General features: G+C 40.0%; 19 protein-coding genes. 4 read left to right on the forward strand and 15 right to left on the reverse strand.

The window, feature by feature from the left end; genetic code table 11:
* Window positions 1-42: 42 nt before the first annotated feature.
* From A6E04_RS08205 to A6E04_RS08215, 3 genes are read right to left on the reverse strand one after another with little or no spacing between them, the layout of a single operon-like run.
* Window positions 43-285 carry a hypothetical protein gene (locus A6E04_RS08205; RefSeq protein ID WP_023603815.1) on the reverse strand — a complete coding sequence of 81 codons (243 nt, stop codon included), beginning with the start codon at window positions 283-285 and terminating at the stop codon, window positions 43-45.
* Window positions 286-297: 12 nt separating this feature from the next.
* Complete coding sequence (serC, locus tag A6E04_RS08210; RefSeq protein WP_023603816.1) at window positions 298-1,383, reverse strand: 3-phosphoserine/phosphohydroxythreonine transaminase; 1,086 nt, start codon at window positions 1,381-1,383, stop codon at window positions 298-300.
* 4 nt (window positions 1,384-1,387) lie between these two features.
* Entirely contained in the window at window positions 1,388-2,128 is a 741-nt protein-coding gene (locus A6E04_RS08215) for a type 1 glutamine amidotransferase (RefSeq protein WP_023603817.1), read from the reverse strand.
* Between the two features lie 140 nt (window positions 2,129-2,268).
* On the opposite strand from A6E04_RS08215, the gene A6E04_RS08220 reads away from it, so the two are divergent.
* Window positions 2,269-3,075 carry an AraC family transcriptional regulator gene (locus tag A6E04_RS08220; protein ID WP_065610828.1) on the forward strand — a complete coding sequence of 269 codons (807 nt, stop codon included), beginning with the start codon at window positions 2,269-2,271 and terminating at the stop codon, window positions 3,073-3,075.
* Between the two features lie 51 nt (window positions 3,076-3,126).
* On the opposite strand, the gene A6E04_RS08225 is transcribed toward A6E04_RS08220, so the two are convergent.
* Window positions 3,127-4,659 carry a phospholipase D family protein gene (locus A6E04_RS08225; protein WP_065610830.1) on the reverse strand — a complete coding sequence of 511 codons (1,533 nt, stop codon included), beginning with the start codon at window positions 4,657-4,659 and terminating at the stop codon, window positions 3,127-3,129.
* 356 nt (window positions 4,660-5,015) lie between these two features.
* On the opposite strand from A6E04_RS08225, the gene radD reads away from it, so the two are divergent.
* On the forward strand, window positions 5,016-6,740 hold the full coding sequence (radD, locus tag A6E04_RS08230) for a DNA repair helicase RadD (protein WP_065610832.1): 1,725 nt from the start codon (window positions 5,016-5,018) through the stop codon (window positions 6,738-6,740).
* An 18-nt stretch (window positions 6,741-6,758) separates the two neighbouring features.
* Here the strand turns inward: radD and A6E04_RS08235 are convergent, their stop codons facing one another.
* On the reverse strand, window positions 6,759-7,184 hold the full coding sequence (locus tag A6E04_RS08235; protein ID WP_244886259.1) for a cytochrome c: 426 nt from the start codon (window positions 7,182-7,184) through the stop codon (window positions 6,759-6,761).
* A gap of 225 nt (window positions 7,185-7,409) precedes the next feature.
* Here A6E04_RS08235 and rplY point away from each other — a divergent pair, with 225 nt between their 5' ends.
* Both rplY and A6E04_RS08245 read left to right on the forward strand, forming a co-directional pair.
* Window positions 7,410-7,688, forward strand: a complete 279-nt coding sequence (gene rplY / locus A6E04_RS08240) for a 50S ribosomal protein L25 (protein WP_017022066.1) — start codon at window positions 7,410-7,412, stop codon at window positions 7,686-7,688.
* A 306-nt stretch (window positions 7,689-7,994) separates the two neighbouring features.
* Window positions 7,995-8,438: an META domain-containing protein gene (locus A6E04_RS08245; protein ID WP_065610835.1), complete on the forward strand. Its 444-nt coding sequence runs from the start codon at window positions 7,995-7,997 to the stop codon at window positions 8,436-8,438.
* 132 nt (window positions 8,439-8,570) lie between these two features.
* On the opposite strand, the gene A6E04_RS08250 is transcribed toward A6E04_RS08245, so the two are convergent.
* Genes A6E04_RS08250 through A6E04_RS08295 form a run of 10 tightly spaced genes read right to left on the reverse strand, consistent with a single transcriptional unit; the run spans window position 8,571 to window position 19,464 of the window.
* Window positions 8,571-9,806 (reverse strand): beta-ketoacyl-ACP synthase, encoded by a 1,236-nt coding sequence (locus A6E04_RS08250; protein WP_017022068.1) that lies wholly within the window; start codon window positions 9,804-9,806, stop codon window positions 8,571-8,573.
* Window positions 9,803-10,528, reverse strand: a complete 726-nt coding sequence (locus A6E04_RS08255; RefSeq protein ID WP_012550621.1) for a 3-ketoacyl-ACP reductase FabG2 — start codon at window positions 10,526-10,528, stop codon at window positions 9,803-9,805. Before A6E04_RS08255 ends, A6E04_RS08250 begins: the two co-directional genes overlap by 4 nt.
* An 11-nt stretch (window positions 10,529-10,539) precedes the next feature.
* Window positions 10,540-11,001, reverse strand: coding sequence for a hotdog family protein (locus A6E04_RS08260; protein WP_017022069.1), 462 nt, complete (start codon window positions 10,999-11,001; stop codon window positions 10,540-10,542).
* Window positions 10,998-12,188 carry a beta-ketoacyl-[acyl-carrier-protein] synthase family protein gene (locus A6E04_RS08265; RefSeq protein ID WP_085941858.1) on the reverse strand — a complete coding sequence of 397 codons (1,191 nt, stop codon included), beginning with the start codon at window positions 12,186-12,188 and terminating at the stop codon, window positions 10,998-11,000. Before A6E04_RS08265 ends, A6E04_RS08260 begins: the two co-directional genes overlap by 4 nt.
* Window positions 12,189-12,195: 7 nt before the next feature.
* Window positions 12,196-12,825 (reverse strand): DUF3261 domain-containing protein, encoded by a 630-nt coding sequence (locus A6E04_RS08270; protein ID WP_065610837.1) that lies wholly within the window; start codon window positions 12,823-12,825, stop codon window positions 12,196-12,198.
* A gap of 10 nt (window positions 12,826-12,835) precedes the next feature.
* The gene (locus tag A6E04_RS08275) at window positions 12,836-15,157 is read right to left on the reverse strand and encodes an MMPL family transporter (RefSeq protein ID WP_244886260.1); all 2,322 of its coding nucleotides are present in this window, start codon (window positions 15,155-15,157) and stop codon (window positions 12,836-12,838) included.
* A gap of 19 nt (window positions 15,158-15,176) precedes the next feature.
* Complete coding sequence (locus tag A6E04_RS08280) at window positions 15,177-15,785, reverse strand: LolA family protein (RefSeq protein WP_241802865.1); 609 nt, start codon at window positions 15,783-15,785, stop codon at window positions 15,177-15,179.
* Window positions 15,786-15,789: 4 nt separating this feature from the next.
* Window positions 15,790-16,248, reverse strand: a complete 459-nt coding sequence (locus A6E04_RS08285; protein ID WP_017022074.1) for an acyl-CoA thioesterase — start codon at window positions 16,246-16,248, stop codon at window positions 15,790-15,792.
* Entirely contained in the window at window positions 16,248-17,783 is a 1,536-nt protein-coding gene (locus tag A6E04_RS08290) for an HAL/PAL/TAL family ammonia-lyase (RefSeq protein WP_065610839.1), read from the reverse strand. The genes A6E04_RS08285 and A6E04_RS08290 overlap by 1 nt, the downstream gene beginning before the upstream one ends.
* Window positions 17,773-19,464, reverse strand: a complete 1,692-nt coding sequence (locus tag A6E04_RS08295) for a glycosyltransferase family 2 protein (protein WP_065610841.1) — start codon at window positions 19,462-19,464, stop codon at window positions 17,773-17,775. Before A6E04_RS08295 ends, A6E04_RS08290 begins: the two co-directional genes overlap by 11 nt.
* Between the last annotated feature and the right edge of the window lie 2 nt (window positions 19,465-19,466).

Here is a 19,466-nt window from a genome sequence, read left to right on the forward strand (position 1 = left end):
ACTATTCATTAATCAAAATAATAAACATGAATTAAATTAAGATTATCTATAACCAACTTCTTTGAATATTGGTTGAATCGAGATCACTTCCATACTTCTTTCTGTACTTTTTATTATTCTATTTTCAGTATCTGAATAAAAAACATGTCTTTTGAATCCATTTTCATTAGGAAACTGAGCTAATAATATGGTTAACTTCTCTTCTAAAGCATTTCGACCAATATCATCAATTAATACTTCAAATAATATCTTTTCTTCTTTTGATATCTCTATTTTGTATTTCATTTCACTTCTTAATTAGTTATAGAATTTATCTTCGAATTGCTTCATGAAGGTTACTAATGCTTTGACTCCCTCTATCGGCATCGCATTATAGATTGATGCTCGAATACCACCGACAGAGCTATGGCCTTTAAGGGAGGTAAGTCCCGCAGTATGAGCAAGAGATACAAACTTTTCTGTTAATGCTTCTGACTTTAAATAAAATGGAACATTCATGATTGAACGAGCGGCAGAATCTATATGATTAATATATAAACTTGAGTTATCAATTGCATCATACAATAACGCTGCTTTTTCTATATTTATCTTGTAAATAGCCGATACACCGCCAACCTTCTTAAGCCATTTAAAGACTTCATTAGCAACGTACCATGGATAGGTTGGCGGTGTATTTGGCATCGAATAATTTTCAGCCAATACCTTATAATCAAAAATAGTGGGTATTTCACGACTCACTTTTCCCAATAAATCATCACGAATGATAACTAACGTTAATCCTGCTGGACCAATATTTTTTTGAGCTCCCGCATAAATAATTCCATATTTAGAAACATCAATTGGGCGTGACAATATGAATGAAGACATATCTGCAATTATTGGTTTATCTGTAATAGGCAGTTCATTAATCTCTAACCCATCAACCGTTTCATTTGGACAGAAGAAAACATACTGAGCATCCTGTGATAATTGCCAATCAACGGGAGATAAGAGTGATTGCTTTTGATTATTTCTCTGAACAATATTGATGGTATTAACCTTACAAAATTTACTCGCCTCTATCGCTGCATACTTTGACCAATGACCGCTAACAACATAATCCGCTGTTTGTGATTTATCCACCAAATTCAATGGAACCGCTGAAAATTGACCACTTCCACCACCATGACAAAACAGGACATGATAATTATCAGGGACCTCCATTAGTTCTCGTAATATCATTTCAGACTCTTCTGCTAATTGCATAAACTCAGAACTACGATGGCTAAATCCCATGATTGATAATCCAGTTCCTTTCCAATCAAGAACATCATGTTGAACTTGTTGTAAAACACTCGTAGGAATAACAGCAGGCCCTGCAGAAAAATTATATTTAGTGTGCATAAGATTATCTCGCGATCTCTTTGCAATCATCGTATCGATATTTTGCAATTAAATTATCTAAAAAATCACCTAGTAATTGATTCATTCGACTTGTAGATGTATTTAATATCTCAAGCTCTGATTGAATAAAAATATGCTCATTTTGCACGGTAAAGTCACGAGTACTATGCTCGATCAAAGAAGGCAGCTCGGAGGCGATAAACTCAAGATGGCATTGAAATCCATAGACCAAATTTGAATATCTAATGATTTGTCTCGGACATCCTTTACTAGAAGCTAATACCTTTGCTGATTCGGTTAAACCCGGCATATCATCATGCCAATGCCCAACGAGCTCTGACAAATTAAAATGATCAAGTGATGAGTCGTGAATTCCATCTTTACTTAATTGGATGGGGAAGTAGCCTATTTCCTTCTCTGGGCTTCTCTCATATTTTGCCCCTAGTGCTTCACCAATAAGCTGAGCACCAAGGCAAACTCCCATAACCATTTTATTACCATTGATCCCGTGTAAAATAAGACTTTGCTCTTCTTTTGAATGAAAGTATGCGCACTCTTCTTTAGTTGTATCTGGACTTTGTGGGCCACCTAACACGATTAACCCATCAAAATCATTCATATTGAGAGGCAGCATATCCCCAAGATAAACTCGTGAATAAGAAACCTGATAACCACGATTATTAATCCAAGAATCAATAAAATTAGGCCCTTCAAATTCTTCATGAATAATTATATGTATATTCATAACGCCTCCTGACTTTGCGAAGACACTATAATATGGTAATTTCAACTCGGCAGGATAATGACACATTGACAACAAACCATCCCAAACCGCCAATTATTATAAGCGTTGAAATAGGAACAAGAACACAAGGATGAATAATAATGATAAGTAACCAGCAGCTACCTGCTAATGAAATGATGAAGAACGACCCACTATTTCCTGCGTTGGCTAAAGTAATAGAAATGCCTAAAGGCTACGTTGACTCGTTACATCATCACACATGGCATCAAGTAATATTTCCTATTAAAGGATTACTCCAAACTCAAGTTGGCTCTTATCAATACTTACTTCCTCATACCTCAGCGCTATTTGTTCCTGCAACGTTAGCACATGAATCAATCGCTTTAACAAACACCACTTTCATTGGTATATATATTAACCCTGCGTATTGTTTTAAGTCTGAAGAACAGGTTCGAACCATATCTTTAACTCCATTTATCAAAGAGTTAATACAGGAAATTAGAAGGAAATGTTTGCAAGTAGAAAGTCAAACGCCGTTATTAGGCTTATTACAGGTACTGCATGACCAAATGATGCATAACGACGTAGTAACTTTTCAGCTACTACTCCCTAAAGATAGACGTTTAAAGCAAATATTTGACAAGTTAACTGAGACACCAGCCTTGGATTGGCCTTTAAAGATATGGGGAGAAGAAGTGGGGGCATCAGAACGAACGCTATCTAGACTTTTTGTTAAAGAGTTTAAAACCTCATTTCCACTCTGGCGTCAGCAATTACGCTTAATATATTCATTGTCACTGTTGGATGAGGAGATAACAATACAAGCAATCGCTGACGAAATCGGATATCACAACGACTCATCATATATTAAAGCGTTTAAATCGTACTTCGACATGACACCACAACAATTTAGAGGCAATTCTAATCGCAAATACTATGAATTATAGTAATACCGCATGAAAACTCAGCATGCAATTCATCTCAATAAGAAGCCTTCACTACAAGTACTTCTCTATTGGCAATAACTGCAAAAATCGGGATTCAAATCGCTCCCACCGGCCTGTTTCTGGTTCACTTTCCCACCTTTTATCGCCAGAATACCAACGAACGTCACCGTCTTGTAATTTCAAATGCCAACTGTTTTCTTCATCCATTGCTTGCTCTATGTCATCAGCCAGATGCTCTGCTATTTTTTGATTTTCAATGATGAGAATCGATTCGGTATTAAGGTAAGTGGATCGTAAATTGAAGTTAAAAGAGCCGATACTCGCGATTTTTCTATCAAAAACAGCAGACTTTGCATGAAGCCCATACGCTAATGTCGGGGCACACTTAGAAACATCTCGGGTTGAATCTTCACACAACCCTGTTTCTGGTTTTAATTCAAACAATTGTATACCGTGCTCAAGCATGTCTTGGCGTCGGCCTGCATAACCAGAGTGATTGGTTGTTAAATCATTCGATGCCATTGAATTAGTTAATGCTTTTATCTTTACACCGTTGTTACTTAATTCTTGCCATTCTTCTAGTTGGCTATCATCAAATATCAAATAAGCCGATTCCAATAAGATCTCTTGATCCGATTCACGAGCTAATTGAGCCAATACTTTGGCCGTTTCTTTTGGTTCACTCGTGTTATTTTTATCAACTGGAACTGGTCTGTCAGAAACAAAACGGGCTTGAACCCACGTCATGTTCCCCATCAACTTAGTTAAGAATTGATGAGCGGTTTTACTGCCTTCTGGCAAGGCTGGGTAGTTTGTGTAAATCGGTGCCGAAATTTCGTCTAACACCGGTTGATCTGGTGACGTTTTCCCACCTAATAAATCAACAGGGTAAGACCACCGACTGTCCCAATATTCTGCAAAACTCGTTTGAATCTCACCCACCACATCACCTGTGACTAATACATCACGGTCACGAAAATTGATTTCATCAGACAGATCAAAATACTCATCGCCAATATTACGTCCACCAACAACAGAGAAAGCCCCATCAACGGTAAATGATTTATTGTGCATACGACGGTTTAGACGAGAAAAGTCTCCTAAGAAATTGACCCACTTGGTAACACCACGGCGAGTTGGGATTGGATTGAATATACGGATATCAACTTGAGGGTGTGAATTAAGCGCAATAAGTAGATCTTCTCGTTCATTAAGGTTGATATCGTCCAGCATTACACGCACTTTAACACCGCGATCAGCCGCCGCTAACAAACGACTCGCTAGGTAATGACCTGAAGCATCTGAATTCCAGATGTAATATTGAATATCAATCGTGTGTTCTGCGGTTTCAATTAATGCTAAACGTTGAGCGAGAGCATCCCAGCCTGCATCTTGCAGTAAAACCGCACTCGTCTCTTGAGTCGATGTCGACGGTTGATAAGCGTCTCTTAATTCCGATAATGGGCTGATGACTGAGTTTGCGACGGGTTCATTAGTGTGCTCAACCTCATCAGGAAGTGAACCACACCCAGAAAGAATAGCGACAAAAAATAGTGTTATATGAATACGTTGAAGCACAGACATTTATTAAACTTCCTTATTAAACCTAAATAACCAACCCTGATTCCGTCTATTATATATTATTTTTATATCTTAACGCTCTACTGCTCGGATCTTATCCAAAAATTAGACAAATCATCAAACAGATCATCATTACTTAGAATACCTAAATGGTTTTCGTCATAGCCCCGAATTTGATAAATTTATAAAATTACTGCAACTGGTTAGCAATAATGCGCACACGAGAATAAAGAAACACCTACCCATTTGTTCTATTTTCCTTTTAATCAATCCCCCTTTAATCTTCACAAGAAAACAAAGAGGAATATTTTTTATTCTGATATGATGACACCTTGTCTTTTACCACTGTGTTTATATCCATGTATACGTTACGTCCTTATCAGCAAGATTCAGTCAAAGCCGTTATTCATTATTTCCGAAAACACACCAGCCCTGCTGTATTGGTGTTGCCTACTGGTGCCGGTAAAAGTTTGGTGATTGCTGAGTTAGCACGCATTGCTAAAGGCCGTGTATTGGTCATGGCCCACGTAAAAGAATTGGTTGAGCAAAACCATGAGAAATACGAAGGGTACGGCGAAGAAGCCTCTATATTTTCAGCTGGATTAGGCCGTAAAGAAACCGATAAAAAAGTGGTTTTTGCCTCGGTACAATCAGTGGTTCGTAATCTTGACTCGTTCAAAGATCAGTTTTCTCTGCTCGTCATTGATGAATGCCACCGAGTGCCAGACAACAAAGACACCAGTTACCGTAAAGTTATCGAACACCTGCAAACCCAAAATTCTGGCATTAAAGTGCTTGGCTTAACTGCCACCCCTTATCGTTTAGGCATTGGTTGGATTTATCAATATCACACTCGTGGACAAGTCAAAACCGACACGCCTCGTTTTTTCCGTGATTGTATTTTTGAGTTACCAATTCAATATCTATTGGATGAGGGCTTTTTAACCCCTGCAAAATTATTGGATGCCCCAATTTTAAGCTACGACTTTTCTCAGTTAAAACCCGCCTCAACGGGTCGTTATAAAGAATCAGAATTGGATCTGGTGATTGAAGAATCAAAACGTGCAACGCCTCAAATTGTTCAACAAATCATTGAATATGCCAAAGACAGAAAAGGCGTAATGATTTTTGCGGCAACGGTGCGTCATGCTCAAGAAGTATTATCATTACTGCCACCAGAGCAATCCGAATTGGTGATTGGCGATACCAAAGTGATTGAACGTGATGCCATCATCCAACGCTTCAAACAACAACAAACCAAGTTTTTGGTTAATGTGTCGGTATTAACCACCGGATTTGATGCGCCTCATGTCGATCTCATTGCTATTTTACGTCCAACCGAATCCGTCAGTTTGTACCAACAAATTGTCGGGCGAGGGTTACGTTTAGCTGAAGGGAAAACAGAGTGTACTATTTTGGATTACGCGGGGAATTGCTACGATCTCTACCAACCTGAAGTGGGCGATCCTAAACCTGACAGTAACAGCGAAATAATCACGATTCCCTGCCCTGCTTGCGGTTTTAACAATAATTTCTGGGGTAAATTAGACAGTAATGGTTTTTTACTGGAACATTTTGGTCGTCGTTGCCAAGGCTATTTTGAAGACGATGAAGGCACACGTGAAGAGTGTGGCTATCGCTTTAGAGCTAAATACTGTAACGAGTGCGGTGCCGATAACGACATTGCTGCACGTATCTGCCATGAATGTGATGCTATTTTAGTCGATCCAGATAAAAAACTAAAAGAAGCCCTTAAACTAAAAGACGCCCGTATCCTCAACTGTATTGATGTCACACTTACCGCAGGAAAAAATCAGTTTGATAAGCCACAAATTAAAGTCACGTATTCTGGTGATGATGACTCTGAATTGCATGAGGTGTGGCAACTTGGCACTAAGAAACAAAAGCAATTATTTTTAAACAATTTTGTCCGCCCTCATTTAGTCGACAGGCATCGCCCATTTGAAGAAACAACAGCAATAAAAATAGCGAATAGCCAACACCGATTCCGTCCACCAAGCTTTGTTATCGCTCGTAAGCAAGGCAAGTTTTGGTCTATTCGCGATAAGATTTTTGAAGAATAATCTTACGGTATTATGCCATTACCACAACGAACGGTAATTCATATGGCATGAACGGCATTGGGCGTACGCTTTATCAAGTGCGGCTCGTGCTGCCACTTCATCTTGATCTACAGCGGCTTCACTGATCAATATAAATTGCTGAGATAAAGTATCAAACTTTCCTTCAAACTCGACTTTTTGAGTCCAAATTTTAGTTCGTGCTCTACTATTATCTGCACTGCCTTCTGGAAATAATGTTTTTTGCTCTTCTACTGTTAAGTGCGCACTTTGCGCCAACGGCATAATTCGATCCCAATCTAGCGCCTCTTTATCAAACGCGTCATCGAGTAAATCGACCGTTGCATCGAGGTGTTGAAAGTTATCTTGTCGAGATTCAATCTCTGTAGAGTAGTCAGTTGCCATCACTGAAAACGAGAATAACGCAACAATCCCTATTTTTTTCATACTTACCTCCATTCGTTTCTTTATGCAGTTAAATCGCGGTGATTTCGATTTAACGAGAACTTATTAACATTAGCAAAATACTCTTAAAAACACACGAAAATAGGTTGTTAGATAAATAATGGGGTGGTACTATTCGCGCTCGTTTTTCGAAACGAAAAGTCTGTTAAGTTAGGTCGCTAAGCTTAATGGCATTTATTTATTTTACTATTTTTGAGAGTAAAGACTATGAAATTTGAAGCAGTAGTACGTACTGAACAAGGTAAGGGTGCGAGCCGCCGCCTTCGTCACGCTGGTAAATTCCCTGCAATCGTTTACGGTGGCACAGAAGCTCCAGTATCAATCGAACTAATCCACTCTGATGTTATCAACCAAATGGATAAGCCTGAGTTTTACGAAGCAATTGAGCTAGTAATCGATGGCGCTACTGTTAAGGTTAAACCGCAAGACGTTCAACGTCACGCGTTTAAGCCTAAAGTTGAGCACATGGACTTCATCCGCATCTAATTCGAGTCTGTTTTACTTTTTTGCATTATTGCTATTTCTTTCTTACCAATTGAAATAACAAACCCTTTAAGGCCCTGATATTACCAGTATCAGGGCTTTAATCTATCTAGCGCTTCCCCATTCGAATAAATTCCACGCTCTATCCCCATAAAATTCAGACTTACTTCCCATTTTTTGATTCTAATTCTTAAGACACTCATAATTGAACACTGTTTTTTACGTTTCACTGACAATAACCGTCCATTATCTTCTATACTCCGTTTAACAAAAATAAGGCTAAACTTCATAAATAAGCTAGGAGTTAAAATGAAAAAATTATTAGTGGCTATATCTCTACCTGTATTGATGGCTGCATGCTCAAGCAATGGCGATATGATGACTGACGCAACGGTTTCTGCAGATATGCTGCAACATCACAACTGGCAATTAACAGAAGTTGATGGCAACGCAGTCGCAACACCTGAAAAAATGGAAGCGCCTCGTCTAGAAATCGGCGAAAAAATGACAGCGAACGGTAATGCTGGCTGTAATAACTTTTTTGGCCAAGCTGAGCTAAACAAAGAAGGTCAATTCCGCATTGAAAAAATGGGCATGACAATGAAAATGTGCATGGGTGATGCCATGACAACAGAACAAGCAATGTCTAGCACTCTGTCTTCTTGGAGCGACATTACACTAACAAAAGAGAACTTGATCCTTAAAGGCCAAGATCACGAACTAACGTTCACATTGCGTGATTGGATTAACTAAACCCGATTAGCAACAGACTATTTGTTATAAAACAGAAATGCTCTGAATAAATGTGTCGGCGACATTAAGGCACAAAAAAACCGGTGAATTCCCCCTCACCGGTTTTTTATCATTTATACGTTCAGAATAAGGTTATTCTTCATTCCAACGTTTAAATATTAATGACGTATTAATGCCACCAAAAGCAAAGTTATTACTCATGATGTACTGACAATCAATCTCTCGCCCCGTTCCGGTAATATAATCCAGCTTACCGCAACGCTCATCAATATTATGTAAATTTAACGTTGGGCTAAACCAATTATTACGCATCATCTCAATAGATAACCACGCTTCAATTGCCCCACAAGCCCCTAGTGTATGACCAAAATAAGACTTCAATGAACTAATCGGCATTGATGAGCCAAACACATTCTCTGTTGCCAGACTTTCCGCGATATCACCGCGTTCTGTGGCCGTACCGTGAGCTGACACATAGCCAATACTATCAGGTGATAGATTTGCGTCCTTTAAAGACATCTCCATACACAGCTGCATGGTTTCCATTTGAGGCTGTGTTACATGTGCCGCATCACAATTACTTGCAAAACCAACCAACTCAGCATAAATGGTCGCGCCACGTGCTTTTGCATGCTCATACTCTTCAAGCACTAATGACCCGGCACCTTCACCAATAACCAACCCATCACGATCTTTATCGTATGGACTTGGCGAAGTCTTAGGGGCATCATTTTTTAAACTGGTCGCAAATAAAGTATCAAACACTGCTGACTCTGTAGGACAAAGCTCTTCTGCACCACCAGCAACCATCGCCGTTTGATAACCGTGTTTTATTGATTCGTAAGCGTAACCAATCGCTTGGCTTCCAGAAGTACATGCACTACTGGTTGGAATAACACGACCACGTAATCCAAAAAATAACCCCACATTTACCGCTGCAGTATGTGACATCATTTTTACGTAAGTTGTCGCGGTAATTGCTTTGGTACTTTTCTCACTCAACATAATACCGAAAGCACCTACCGCATCCGTAGATCCCGTTGATGAACCAAACGCAATACCCGTTTGACCATTCGTTAATACATCATTACCAATCAATCCACTTTGTTCTAGTGCTTGCTCTGATGCCACCGTAGACAACAAAGACACTCGCCCCATTGAACGGATTTTTTTGCGAGTATAATGTGCTGGCAGTGTAAAGTTATCAATTGGGGCTGCAAGCTTTGTATTCAAACCATCATAGATTTCAAAACTCGGCATATATTGAGTCGCATTTTCACACTTACGAAGATTTTCGCCTACCGTATTCCAATCACTGCCAAGTGCAGTTACCCCTGACATTCCGGTTACAACAACACGACGACTCATACTAAACCACCATTAATTGAAATGACTTGGCGAGTAACATAACCCGCGACATCCGACATCAAATAACTCACTAGACCGGCAACCTCTTCAGGCTCACCCATACGACGTAATGGAACTTGTGGTAAGGCGTGTTCTTTTACATGTTCATCGACCATTCCTGTATCGATAAGCCCTGGAGCCACACAATTTACCGTGATTTTTCGTTTTGCTAACTCAAGTGCTAATGATTTGGTTGCACCAATCACACCCGCTTTAGCCGCACTGTAATTGGTTTGCCCACGATTACCAACAATGCCTGAGACTGACGCTAACGTAACGATACGACCGCCTTTACGTGTTCTCACCATTGGCATAACACAAGGGTGAAGTACATTATAAAAGCTGTCTAAGTTAGTGTGAATAACGCTGTCCCACTCTCCCTCTGTCATTGCAGGAAAAGCCGTATCGCGAGTAATGCCCGCATTACTTACGACACCGTAATACGCACCATTCACTTCGATGTCATGTTCAAGCATAAGTCGACACTGAACACGATCACTAATATCAAACTGAATTAAACGGCCTGAACCGCCATTCGCTTCAATCGTCTCGATTGTTTTCTCTGCGCCTGCTTTGTCACTCATATAGTGAACCACCACATGAAAACCATCTTTTGCTAACTGCTCTGAAATTGCGCGACCAATACCTTTACTTGCTCCGGTCACTAATACTTGTCTTATCATGATTTCCTCTACTACTGCTTTGGCGCTAAGAGCTCTTCTAATTTATCTTCTGTCGGTACAAATACATTTAATTGACTCGATGCCAATTGCTGACCGTTATGTTTAATATAACAACTGAACACGGCCATGCCATTATTCTCTAATATTTGTTCCGCAAAAATGTCGAGTGTGTCGCCTTGCTTAAATTCACTGCATTCGGCTTGATACTTACGGCTACCAAGTAAAAATCCTATCGGGGACTTATTGCCTTTTTTCCAAGCGTGATATCCAGACCAACCAGCAACACTTTGGGCCATAAACTCAATCCCAACCCAAGCTGGAATCGTGTGAGTCTCATGGTTAAAAAAGACATTATTTTCATTAATGGTGACTTGGCAATGAATCGATAACTCACTGACTTCGATCAATTCATCCACTAACGCTAACGGCGTTTCATGAGGAAGAAGATCGATTAACGCTGGAATATGGCTCATGACTGGTACCCAAAAATTAAGCTGATGTTGTTGCCACCAAATGCAAATGAATTACTGATAATCGCTGGTTTTTCTAATCGTTGGTCAGTTACTAACTTTATATCCGCTAACGTTTCATCTTTTTGATTATCATTGATTTGTCTTGGTAACGGTAAGTCGTATTTTAAGATGTGCCAACAAATTGCAGCCTCTATAATACCTGCCGCCCCTAATGTATGCCCAGTAAATGGTTTGGTTGAGCTTATCGGCGTATGAGAGCCAAACACCGCATTTACGGCTTTCGATTCCATGGCATCATTCAATGGTGTTGCCGTACCATGCGCGTTGATATACCCAATATCTGATGCGTGAAGACCGGCATCATGTAATGCTTTTTGCATCGATTCAATCGCCCCTTTCCCTTCAGGGTGCGGCGCTGAAATATGATGTGCATCTGAGCTGTCTCCTGCGCCAAGTAAGGCAATAGGATCATTGGAGTCTTTTTGCTCTGCGCTTAACAACATGTAAGCACTCGCTTCGCCAATATTAATGCCTTTTCGATTAGGGCTAAATGGCAAGCAGTGTTCATTAGATAAAGCTTCTAGGCTATTAAAACCATTCAATGTTAATTTACACAGAGAATCCGTTCCGCCCACAATAACCGCATCAACAAACCCTGATTTCAATAATCGCTTTGCCGATAAGAAAACTCGACCACTTGAAGAGCATGCCGTTGAAATAGCATACGTAGGTCCTGACAACTCTAAATACGTCGCCACAAATTCAGCCGGGTTTCCTAACTCTTGTTTACGGTAATGGTAATCATCAGGAAAAATACCGGAATTTAGCTTTTCACTTAATGCAGCTTCGCCATCAGAAATACCCGATGTACTTGTCCCAACAATAACGGCAATTCGATCCGATCCGTACTTGGCTTTCGCTTCTTTAATTTGAGGTTCTATTTGCTGCAATGCGGATAAAACTAACTGGTTATTTCGAGTATCAAATAAGGACAAATGAGCGGGAATGCTAGGGAGTTCACCTTCAGCCTTCCCCACCACGGTTTTCTTGCCATCATTAAGCCATCCATCTTCAAGCATCATCGAAGACCCTTGATTACCATTGAGAGCCTGATGAATATCATTGCTCTCTTTGCCTAATGCTGAATGCGAACCACAAGCATGAATATATACAGGAAAATCACTCATCTTACTTTTATCCATTCTTCTTTTTAGTCATGACAGCCTGAGCGTTTGCAAACGTTTTGATTGTAATAACATACCCCAGATGCGGGCTCGTTAAAATAATATCGCCACTTAATTTATCTTCAATAGAAGAGTAATCAATAATAAGAATCGTCTTACCAAAATCGTTTGATAATACGCGTTGGTTTCCGATGTCTTGCAGACTCCAACCAATAGAATCTAACGATGCTTTCCAAGCCTCTGCCGGCCACAATGTGATCATGACATTAAATAAAACTTGCTCTGGCGGTGGCAGAGTCTCTGACAACCCGGCCATAACGTAAGTATTTAATGTCTGTCCATCGTAATCCAAACTAAGGATACGAGAGCCCCACGAGGCAAATCCAGCCAACACAAGTTTATTACCTGTTAATTGTAGCTGCACAGGCAATTGTTGCTTACCACCATGCCAATTTACTGAAATTAACTGGCTTAACGATATATCCGATCCATATTGATTTGGTTGAGGTAAAGTCACAAATTGCTCTGGAGATACTTCAACTTGATTGGCTTTTTTGATCGGTGCAGAGGCACAACCCAGTAAGCTTAATGACACTATAAAAATAATAGAGTGTATTAATCGTAGCGATATTCTTTTCATTCACTCTGTCCTATCGAATTTTATTGTGTGGGTTCATATTTTGGCTCAAGGGTGCCAATAACCAAGCCACGATGATACCCGTCAGTACCGTAATACCAAAACTGTGTATCGCTTGAGTTTCACTTAACGCCAACAACCCAAAAGAAAGGATGGTGGTTAACGCCGATAACGAAATTGCCAACAGAGTACTTTCGGTATGTGAGTCGTCTTCTTGTTTATTCTGCTCAGCAAAAAATAAGGTGTAGTCTATACCTATTCCTAAGATCAACATTAACGCGAGTAAGTTAAATAAATTCAATGGCACTCCCGTAAATACCGTCACAGCGAGCCCTGCACACCCAGCGATAAAGGGGGGTAACACAATTAAGAACCCTTGCTTTAAACCATATCGAGGCAACAGTAATAAAAAAATGGCTCCGTAGGCTATTAATAACAATTCAGTAATGCGTTCACGATATTGCCCAAACAACGTCGAAATTTCTTCCGCTTTATTCAAGTACGTTATATTTTGCTTCTCAGCAAACGCGTGTAACTCTTGGCTATCGACCGCTTTATTAAACGTGATCACCGAGGCCACCACATCGTCTATCTTACCAAGCCATAAAAAACCCACCGTATCAGAAATAGGCGATGCGAGAAAACCGTCAATCGTTAATGGTGTAAATGGTTGAGAAAATAACAATGGCACTTTTTGCTGTATCACAGTGTGATAGTTATCCGCTTGCTGTGCATATAATGCTTTTACTCGCTGATAATTCTCACGCTGTGTTTTTTCTGATGGAACATACCGGCTTATCGTTTGAAAACCGCCAAAATTTGCTTTCTGTTCAAGTTGGTTAGAAACCGATTCTAACTTCTGTAATAACTCTTCTTCTGTATCCGCTCGAACCAAGAGTAATTGTTGAGATCCACCAACACCCGTGATGGCTTTTATCTCTCTTTCTTGCTGCTGAAGCACTTGAGGCAATGCTTGCAGTTGTCGAATATCATCGTCGTATTGTGCTTTATATACACCAAAGCCAGAAGCCACCAACAAACTCAAAGGAAGAACGATTCTGATTAACGGCTGACGCCATACCAATAACCATTGACCCAATGCGCGTTGAGCGGGAATAACTTGGTATTTATTTGGCTTCGTGGCCAATAACGGATACCAACACACGACGGTGAAATACGCCGCAGTTAATCCAATCGCAGAAAATAGTGATAACTGTTGTAAGCCGGGGAATGGTGCAACAAGCATCCCTAAATAACCCACTAAGCTCGTAATCAAGCCAAGCGTTATTGCAGGAAAAAGTTGTTGTATTCCTTTCGTTGAATTCCATTTATTACCCGCATTTAAGCGATCCGTTAAAAAATGAAAAGCATAATCAATGGATACCCCAATCAGGCTTGCACCAAACACTAAACTGAATAAATGAATGGAACCAAAGAGCCAAATCGTCAAAACATACGCACAAAAAAGACCTGTCGAGATAGACAATAAAGCCAAAGTGAGTGGTAACGTACTGCGATAAACCAATAGAATTAAAACAAGAATACCAATCAAAGAGCCAAGACCAATGGTACTTATTTCGCTTTTAGCACTTTCAGTGCCATGAGCAGCATAAAAAATAACACCAGTATGTTGTATCTCTACTGAAAAAGCCTGTTGAATAGTTTGCTCTAACTCGACAAGCTGCGGCAATTGTTGTTGTAATGACAATTGGTAAGAAGATCCAGCAAGATCAGCGGTGATCACCACGTACTTTGCTTGATCGGATTTAACCGTCAAATACCCATTTTCGATTTGAAAATGACCCGAACTCTGAGTTAACCCTGATAAGAAATCTCGAAATAATAAAAAAGGATCATTTTCTAACTCAGCACCCGTGACTCCAGAAAATGGATTGTACAGTGCTTGTAATACCTTTTGGACTTGTTGATCTGGTGCCGTTGTTAACTGCTCTTTTTGCTTTTCCGTTAACAACTGAGCACGAGCAGGAAAGTAATATTTCCCCCACGCTTGTTGTTGATTTTCACTGATGGTAGCCGTAACAGAATCAAACAAAGGTAAGTCTGAAAGTTGATGAGAAAACTGATCCACTGCGTCAAACAGTTGTTTATCATTATTCTTGGTTTGGTTAACAACAAACACCACTTTGTCGCTCATGGTGTCAGCAATGCTATCAAAAGCCTGCTGAGCCACCTTATCTTGTTGATTATCAGGCAGAAGCGCCAGGATATTAGTTTCAATAGGAAAGGCACCTTTTGAGTACCATTGATAACCAAACAACCCTGTAATCACACTCAATACCAATAACCAACCGACAGCAAGTTGTCGTGGTTTCATTAAGGCCGATTTCATACAATTAGAAAGTAAAGGCACGTAACTCTTCTTCTGTTAATACACTAGGTGTTGATGATTGGTTTGAAAATATCATCTCAGTAACGTCACCACGGACTTCTCTTAAAACAACACGATTCAAATACAAACCGCCTTCAATTTTAATCGTTTCAAACACACTGTTAATCGGTGCAGATTTCGGGGTTAACAATAAAATCCACCCTTCTTTTGAGCCTGTTAATGTCATTGTGAAATTTTCTTGAATCGCTTTAGTGTCACCTTTGAATAAGGACAGAAATAAACGAGTAAAATAAAACGCCATTGGGTTTTCAGAATCATTCATAACCTGAGATTCCCCATTAATCGATTGGCGTAACTTATTCTTTGTTAGCGTTAAATAAATTGGAAATGGTGTGTTTTGTTGCCAAAGTAACCCTTTATCATGTTCTAACAAAAAAGTGCCTGACGTACTTAAAGGGTGGTTAAACATCTGCATGGTTCTGACTTGACTAAACTCACCACGAACCAGTGTTGATTGAGATAATTGTTGCTGTAAATCATCGACACTAAATGCAAAGCTATTCACACTAAATAATAAAAACAATGCCGCTATCCAAGCTGTTTTTCTATTCACTCTGTTACCCATTATGGTAAGCCTCTACTTTATCGGTAAATACATGAGGTGAAACAAAACACATCTCATCGCTTTCAATACTGACGGCTACCTGCATCGTGTGTCCTTTTGTCATACGCACCCCTGATTCGGCATCGTAAATAACATAATTCACACGCATTCGATTTTCCCACTCCGTTAATGTGGCAACAACTCGAATGGTATGATCATAACGAATTGATTTTACATAACGAACACCGACATCAATGATTGGCCAGACATAACCTGACTCAACCATATCATTGTAGCTATAACCAATTTTTTTCAACAGTTCATGGCGTGCCGTCTCAAAAAATCGAAAATAGTTTCCATGGTAAATGATGCCCATCGGGTCTGCATCTTGAAAAGCCGTTGTGATCAACACCTCTGAACTCAATACGTTCAACGTTGATGATCCATCCGTGTTAATCACAGGGTTTGACATTAATAAAGTGTCCAATGTTGTTGTTGAATTTTTTCGATAAAGTTACGTAAATCATGTTCTAACGGTCGATCTTCATTCACAAATTCAAACTCAGACAATACCGCATCACGCATGGTTTTTAACTCAACGCTCAGTTCTTTATCACTCAATTCACCTTGTCTTTCACGTAAGACTAATGCTTGAGTTGCGGCAAGTAATGACGCTGATGTCACTTGTTCTGTCAGCTGTAGAACACGTAAACAATCGCGTGATGCAATGGTGCCCATGCTTACTTTATCTTGGTTATGACATTCAGTTGAACGTGAGAATACACTCGCAGGCATCGTGCCCTTAAGCGCTTCTGCTGTCCACGCTGAAATGCCGATTTGTACGGCTTTAAACCCGTGGTTAATCGGTTTACGTGCGCCTGTTGCACCCGTTAAGTTAAATGGTAAGCCGTTATTGAACTTATAGTCCATTAACTGCGCCATTTGGCGATCCAGTAGATCCGCAATATTCGCAACCGCTGTTTTTAGCATGTCCATCGCCATTGCGATATGGCCGCCGTAAAAATGTCCACCATGCAGAACGCGTTCATTATCACCATCGATAATTGGATTATCATTGGCACTGTTTAACTCATTCTCAATCATTTGACGTAAGAAAGGCAGGCTATCTTGAAGTACACCAATAACATGAGGAGCACAACGCAGTGAATAGCGATCTTGCAGACGATCACTGTTTCTTGGTGGTGTTTCATTATGCAAATCAGAACGTAACCATGCCGCAATTTGTTGCTGACCTGGATGCGGTTTAACCGCAAATAACGCTTCATCAAAATGGAAGTCATTACCTTGCATACCCACAGACACCATGGCGGTAATTTTAGTCGCCATTTGCGCTAAATATTCAGCACGTTTGTAAGCTAAACAAGCAAGTGCTGTCATTACTGACGTACCATTCATTAATGCTAAACCTTCTTTTGGCTTTAGCTTAATTGGCTTAATATTCAACGCTTTAAACACGTCTGCCGTTGGACGGATTTCGCCTTTATAAATAACTTCACGTTCACCGATTAAAGTAGCCGCAAGATAAGATAATGGCGTTAAGTCACCGCTTGCACCCACCGATCCTTCTTGAGGAATACGAGGTGAAACACCGTGATTAATTAGCGTCACAATTTGGTTTAATAAATCGTGAGTTACGCCGGATACACCCTGAGATAATGAACACAAACGTGTCGCTAATACTGCACGTGACTGTTGTTCGTCAAGGTTCTCGCCCAAGCCACAACCATGAAAACGAGTTAAATGCAGTGGCAGTTCATCCACTAAATCCATTGGAATAGCAACAGTACAAGAATCCCCATACCCTGTTGTTACGCCATAAATAACGCCTTCTTCTCGTAAAAGACGTTCTAAAAATTCTACACCACGATCAATTTTGGCAGTGAATGCATCGGAATTATTAAGTTGTGCATCTGCACCATTTGCGATCTCAACAACGTCTTCAATCGTCAGACGTCCTTTACCAAATGTAATTGAATTAGTTGTCATCTTTCTTTCCAGTTAACTGCCAAAAATTAAAAAAGTTATACCATTGTGATGGTGCTTTCAGTGTGAAATGCTCTAAGCGTTGAGCATAGTTTTGCACGACTTCTTCTAAAGCCTCTTCTCGCTGTCCACGAGGTAATATAATTTGTTCTGAAAACGGTTCAAAATACACATCAAAACGAGGTTCTTTTTGTGTATCATCACGTAGTCCAAACATTAAATAAACGGGTTGTTTTAAAATTGAGGCCAACATAAATGGCCCTTGAGGAAAGGGGGCTGGTTTGCCTAAGAAATCAGCCCAAATGACACGATCTTCTTTTGTGACCGACGTTCTGTCACCCACAATCACTATCCATTCACCGGCATCAATTTTTTGTTGCAGTAAAATAGCGGTGTCTGGCCCCATTTTACCCACTTGAATCACGTTGACTTCAGATTGAGGATTAACGGCTTTCATTACGGCATTAAAACGTTCGGCATGTTCAGTGAAAACCAACGCATTAATTTTAAGATCCTTGTGTCGACGACTGAGTGCACGACATAATTCTAGATTACCTAAATGAGATCCAAGCATGACAATGCCTTTTTCTCTGTTAAATAATTCTTCGTAATGCTCTACCCCATGAACCGTTAAATTTTTGTCTGAAAAGTCTCCGCGCCACGCCGCAAGCTTATCTAACATCGTCTCACCAAAGGAAATAAGATGACGATAAGGAGATAATTTTTCAGGTAACACGATCCCTTTCACTCTTGCATACGCTTCAACTTGCTGAATATAATCATCAGATGCTTGTTTTACGGGACCACCACGCAAGTAGTAATACGCCATAACCGGTTTTAGCAATAATGAGAAAACACTTCGCCCAAAAGTAGAATAAACCCACAACAGCAACTGCATTCCGAGAATGGTGCCACGTTCTGCATGAGCAGACCAATGGTCGCTTTGAACCGGTTTACGTTTTAGTAATGAAGGGATACGTGGCAACATGCCAAAAAACAGTTTGGTATGCATCCAGCTAATGTTTACGTTATCCCACAGCGCATCAAAGTGAGAGATCCCATTTTCAGGGTAAATAACACGAGTATTAATGAAACGGATATCAGTATCATTCCAGTACATTCGCACCATGATCTCAGTATCAAAATCCATGCGACGACCGATAACCGTTCGTTCGAGAACATTAATGGTTGGACCTACTGGATACGAGCGAAAGCCACACATGCTGTCTTTAATAGAGAAAGACAGCGTTTCTATCCATACCCAAACATGAGTGACATAACGGCCATATAAACGAGATTTAGGAACGGACTCATCATAAACAGGTTGCCCTGAAATCAATGCCGTTGGATGCAGCTGGGATTCTTTAATCAATTGAGGTAATGCGGCTAAATCATGCTGACCATCGGCATCAATTTGAATGGTATGACTGAAGCTTTGTTGATAAGCGGCTTCAATACCCGCGATAACGGCTCCGCCTTTCCCTTGATTTTTACTTAACGTAATCAAGGTTACAGAAGCATTGTCTTCTGCTACTTTCATTAAAATTTTCTTTGTTTCGTTTTCACTACCATCATCAACAATTAAAATTGGATAATTGAATGAACTCAATGCATCAACAACCTTTGGAACAGTTTCACCATGGTTGTAGCACGGAATTAAAAAACAAGGACGGAAAGTAGTCATTT

Source organism: Aliivibrio logei, assembly GCF_001691055.1.
Taxonomy (GTDB): Bacteria; Pseudomonadota; Gammaproteobacteria; order Enterobacterales; family Vibrionaceae; genus Aliivibrio; species Aliivibrio salmonicida.

What these genes read in the sequence shown, in the direction of transcription:
- A6E04_RS08245 (WP_065610835.1), top strand. Translation starts at nt 7,995, where the DNA reads ATGAAAAAATTATTAGTGGCTATATCTCTACCTGTATTGATGGCTGCA.
- A6E04_RS08275 (WP_244886260.1), bottom strand. Translation starts at nt 15,157, where the DNA reads ATGAAACCACGACAACTTGCTGTCGGTTGGTTATTGGTATTGAGTGTG.
- A6E04_RS08290 (WP_065610839.1), bottom strand. Translation starts at nt 17,783, where the DNA reads ATGACAACTAATTCAATTACATTTGGTAAAGGACGTCTGACGATTGAA.
- A6E04_RS08265 (WP_085941858.1), bottom strand. Translation starts at nt 12,188, where the DNA reads ATGAGTGATTTTCCTGTATATATTCATGCTTGTGGTTCGCATTCAGCA.
- serC (WP_023603816.1), bottom strand. Translation starts at nt 1,383, where the DNA reads ATGCACACTAAATATAATTTTTCTGCAGGGCCTGCTGTTATTCCTACG.
- A6E04_RS08215 (WP_023603817.1), bottom strand. Translation starts at nt 2,128, where the DNA reads ATGAATATACATATAATTATTCATGAAGAATTTGAAGGGCCTAATTTT.
- A6E04_RS08260 (WP_017022069.1), bottom strand. Translation starts at nt 11,001, where the DNA reads ATGAGCCATATTCCAGCGTTAATCGATCTTCTTCCTCATGAAACGCCG.
- A6E04_RS08225 (WP_065610830.1), bottom strand. Translation starts at nt 4,659, where the DNA reads ATGTCTGTGCTTCAACGTATTCATATAACACTATTTTTTGTCGCTATT.
- rplY (WP_017022066.1), top strand. Translation starts at nt 7,410, where the DNA reads ATGAAATTTGAAGCAGTAGTACGTACTGAACAAGGTAAGGGTGCGAGC.
- A6E04_RS08220 (WP_065610828.1), top strand. Translation starts at nt 2,269, where the DNA reads ATGATAAGTAACCAGCAGCTACCTGCTAATGAAATGATGAAGAACGAC.
- radD (WP_065610832.1), top strand. Translation starts at nt 5,016, where the DNA reads ATGTATACGTTACGTCCTTATCAGCAAGATTCAGTCAAAGCCGTTATT.
- A6E04_RS08250 (WP_017022068.1), bottom strand. Translation starts at nt 9,806, where the DNA reads ATGAGTCGTCGTGTTGTTGTAACCGGAATGTCAGGGGTAACTGCACTT.
- A6E04_RS08255 (WP_012550621.1), bottom strand. Translation starts at nt 10,528, where the DNA reads ATGATAAGACAAGTATTAGTGACCGGAGCAAGTAAAGGTATTGGTCGC.
- A6E04_RS08205 (WP_023603815.1), bottom strand. Translation starts at nt 285, where the DNA reads ATGAAATACAAAATAGAGATATCAAAAGAAGAAAAGATATTATTTGAA.
- A6E04_RS08295 (WP_065610841.1), bottom strand. Translation starts at nt 19,464, where the DNA reads ATGACTACTTTCCGTCCTTGTTTTTTAATTCCGTGCTACAACCATGGT.
- A6E04_RS08270 (WP_065610837.1), bottom strand. Translation starts at nt 12,825, where the DNA reads ATGAAAAGAATATCGCTACGATTAATACACTCTATTATTTTTATAGTG.
- A6E04_RS08285 (WP_017022074.1), bottom strand. Translation starts at nt 16,248, where the DNA reads ATGTCAAACCCTGTGATTAACACGGATGGATCATCAACGTTGAACGTA.
- A6E04_RS08235 (WP_244886259.1), bottom strand. Translation starts at nt 7,184, where the DNA reads ATGAAAAAAATAGGGATTGTTGCGTTATTCTCGTTTTCAGTGATGGCA.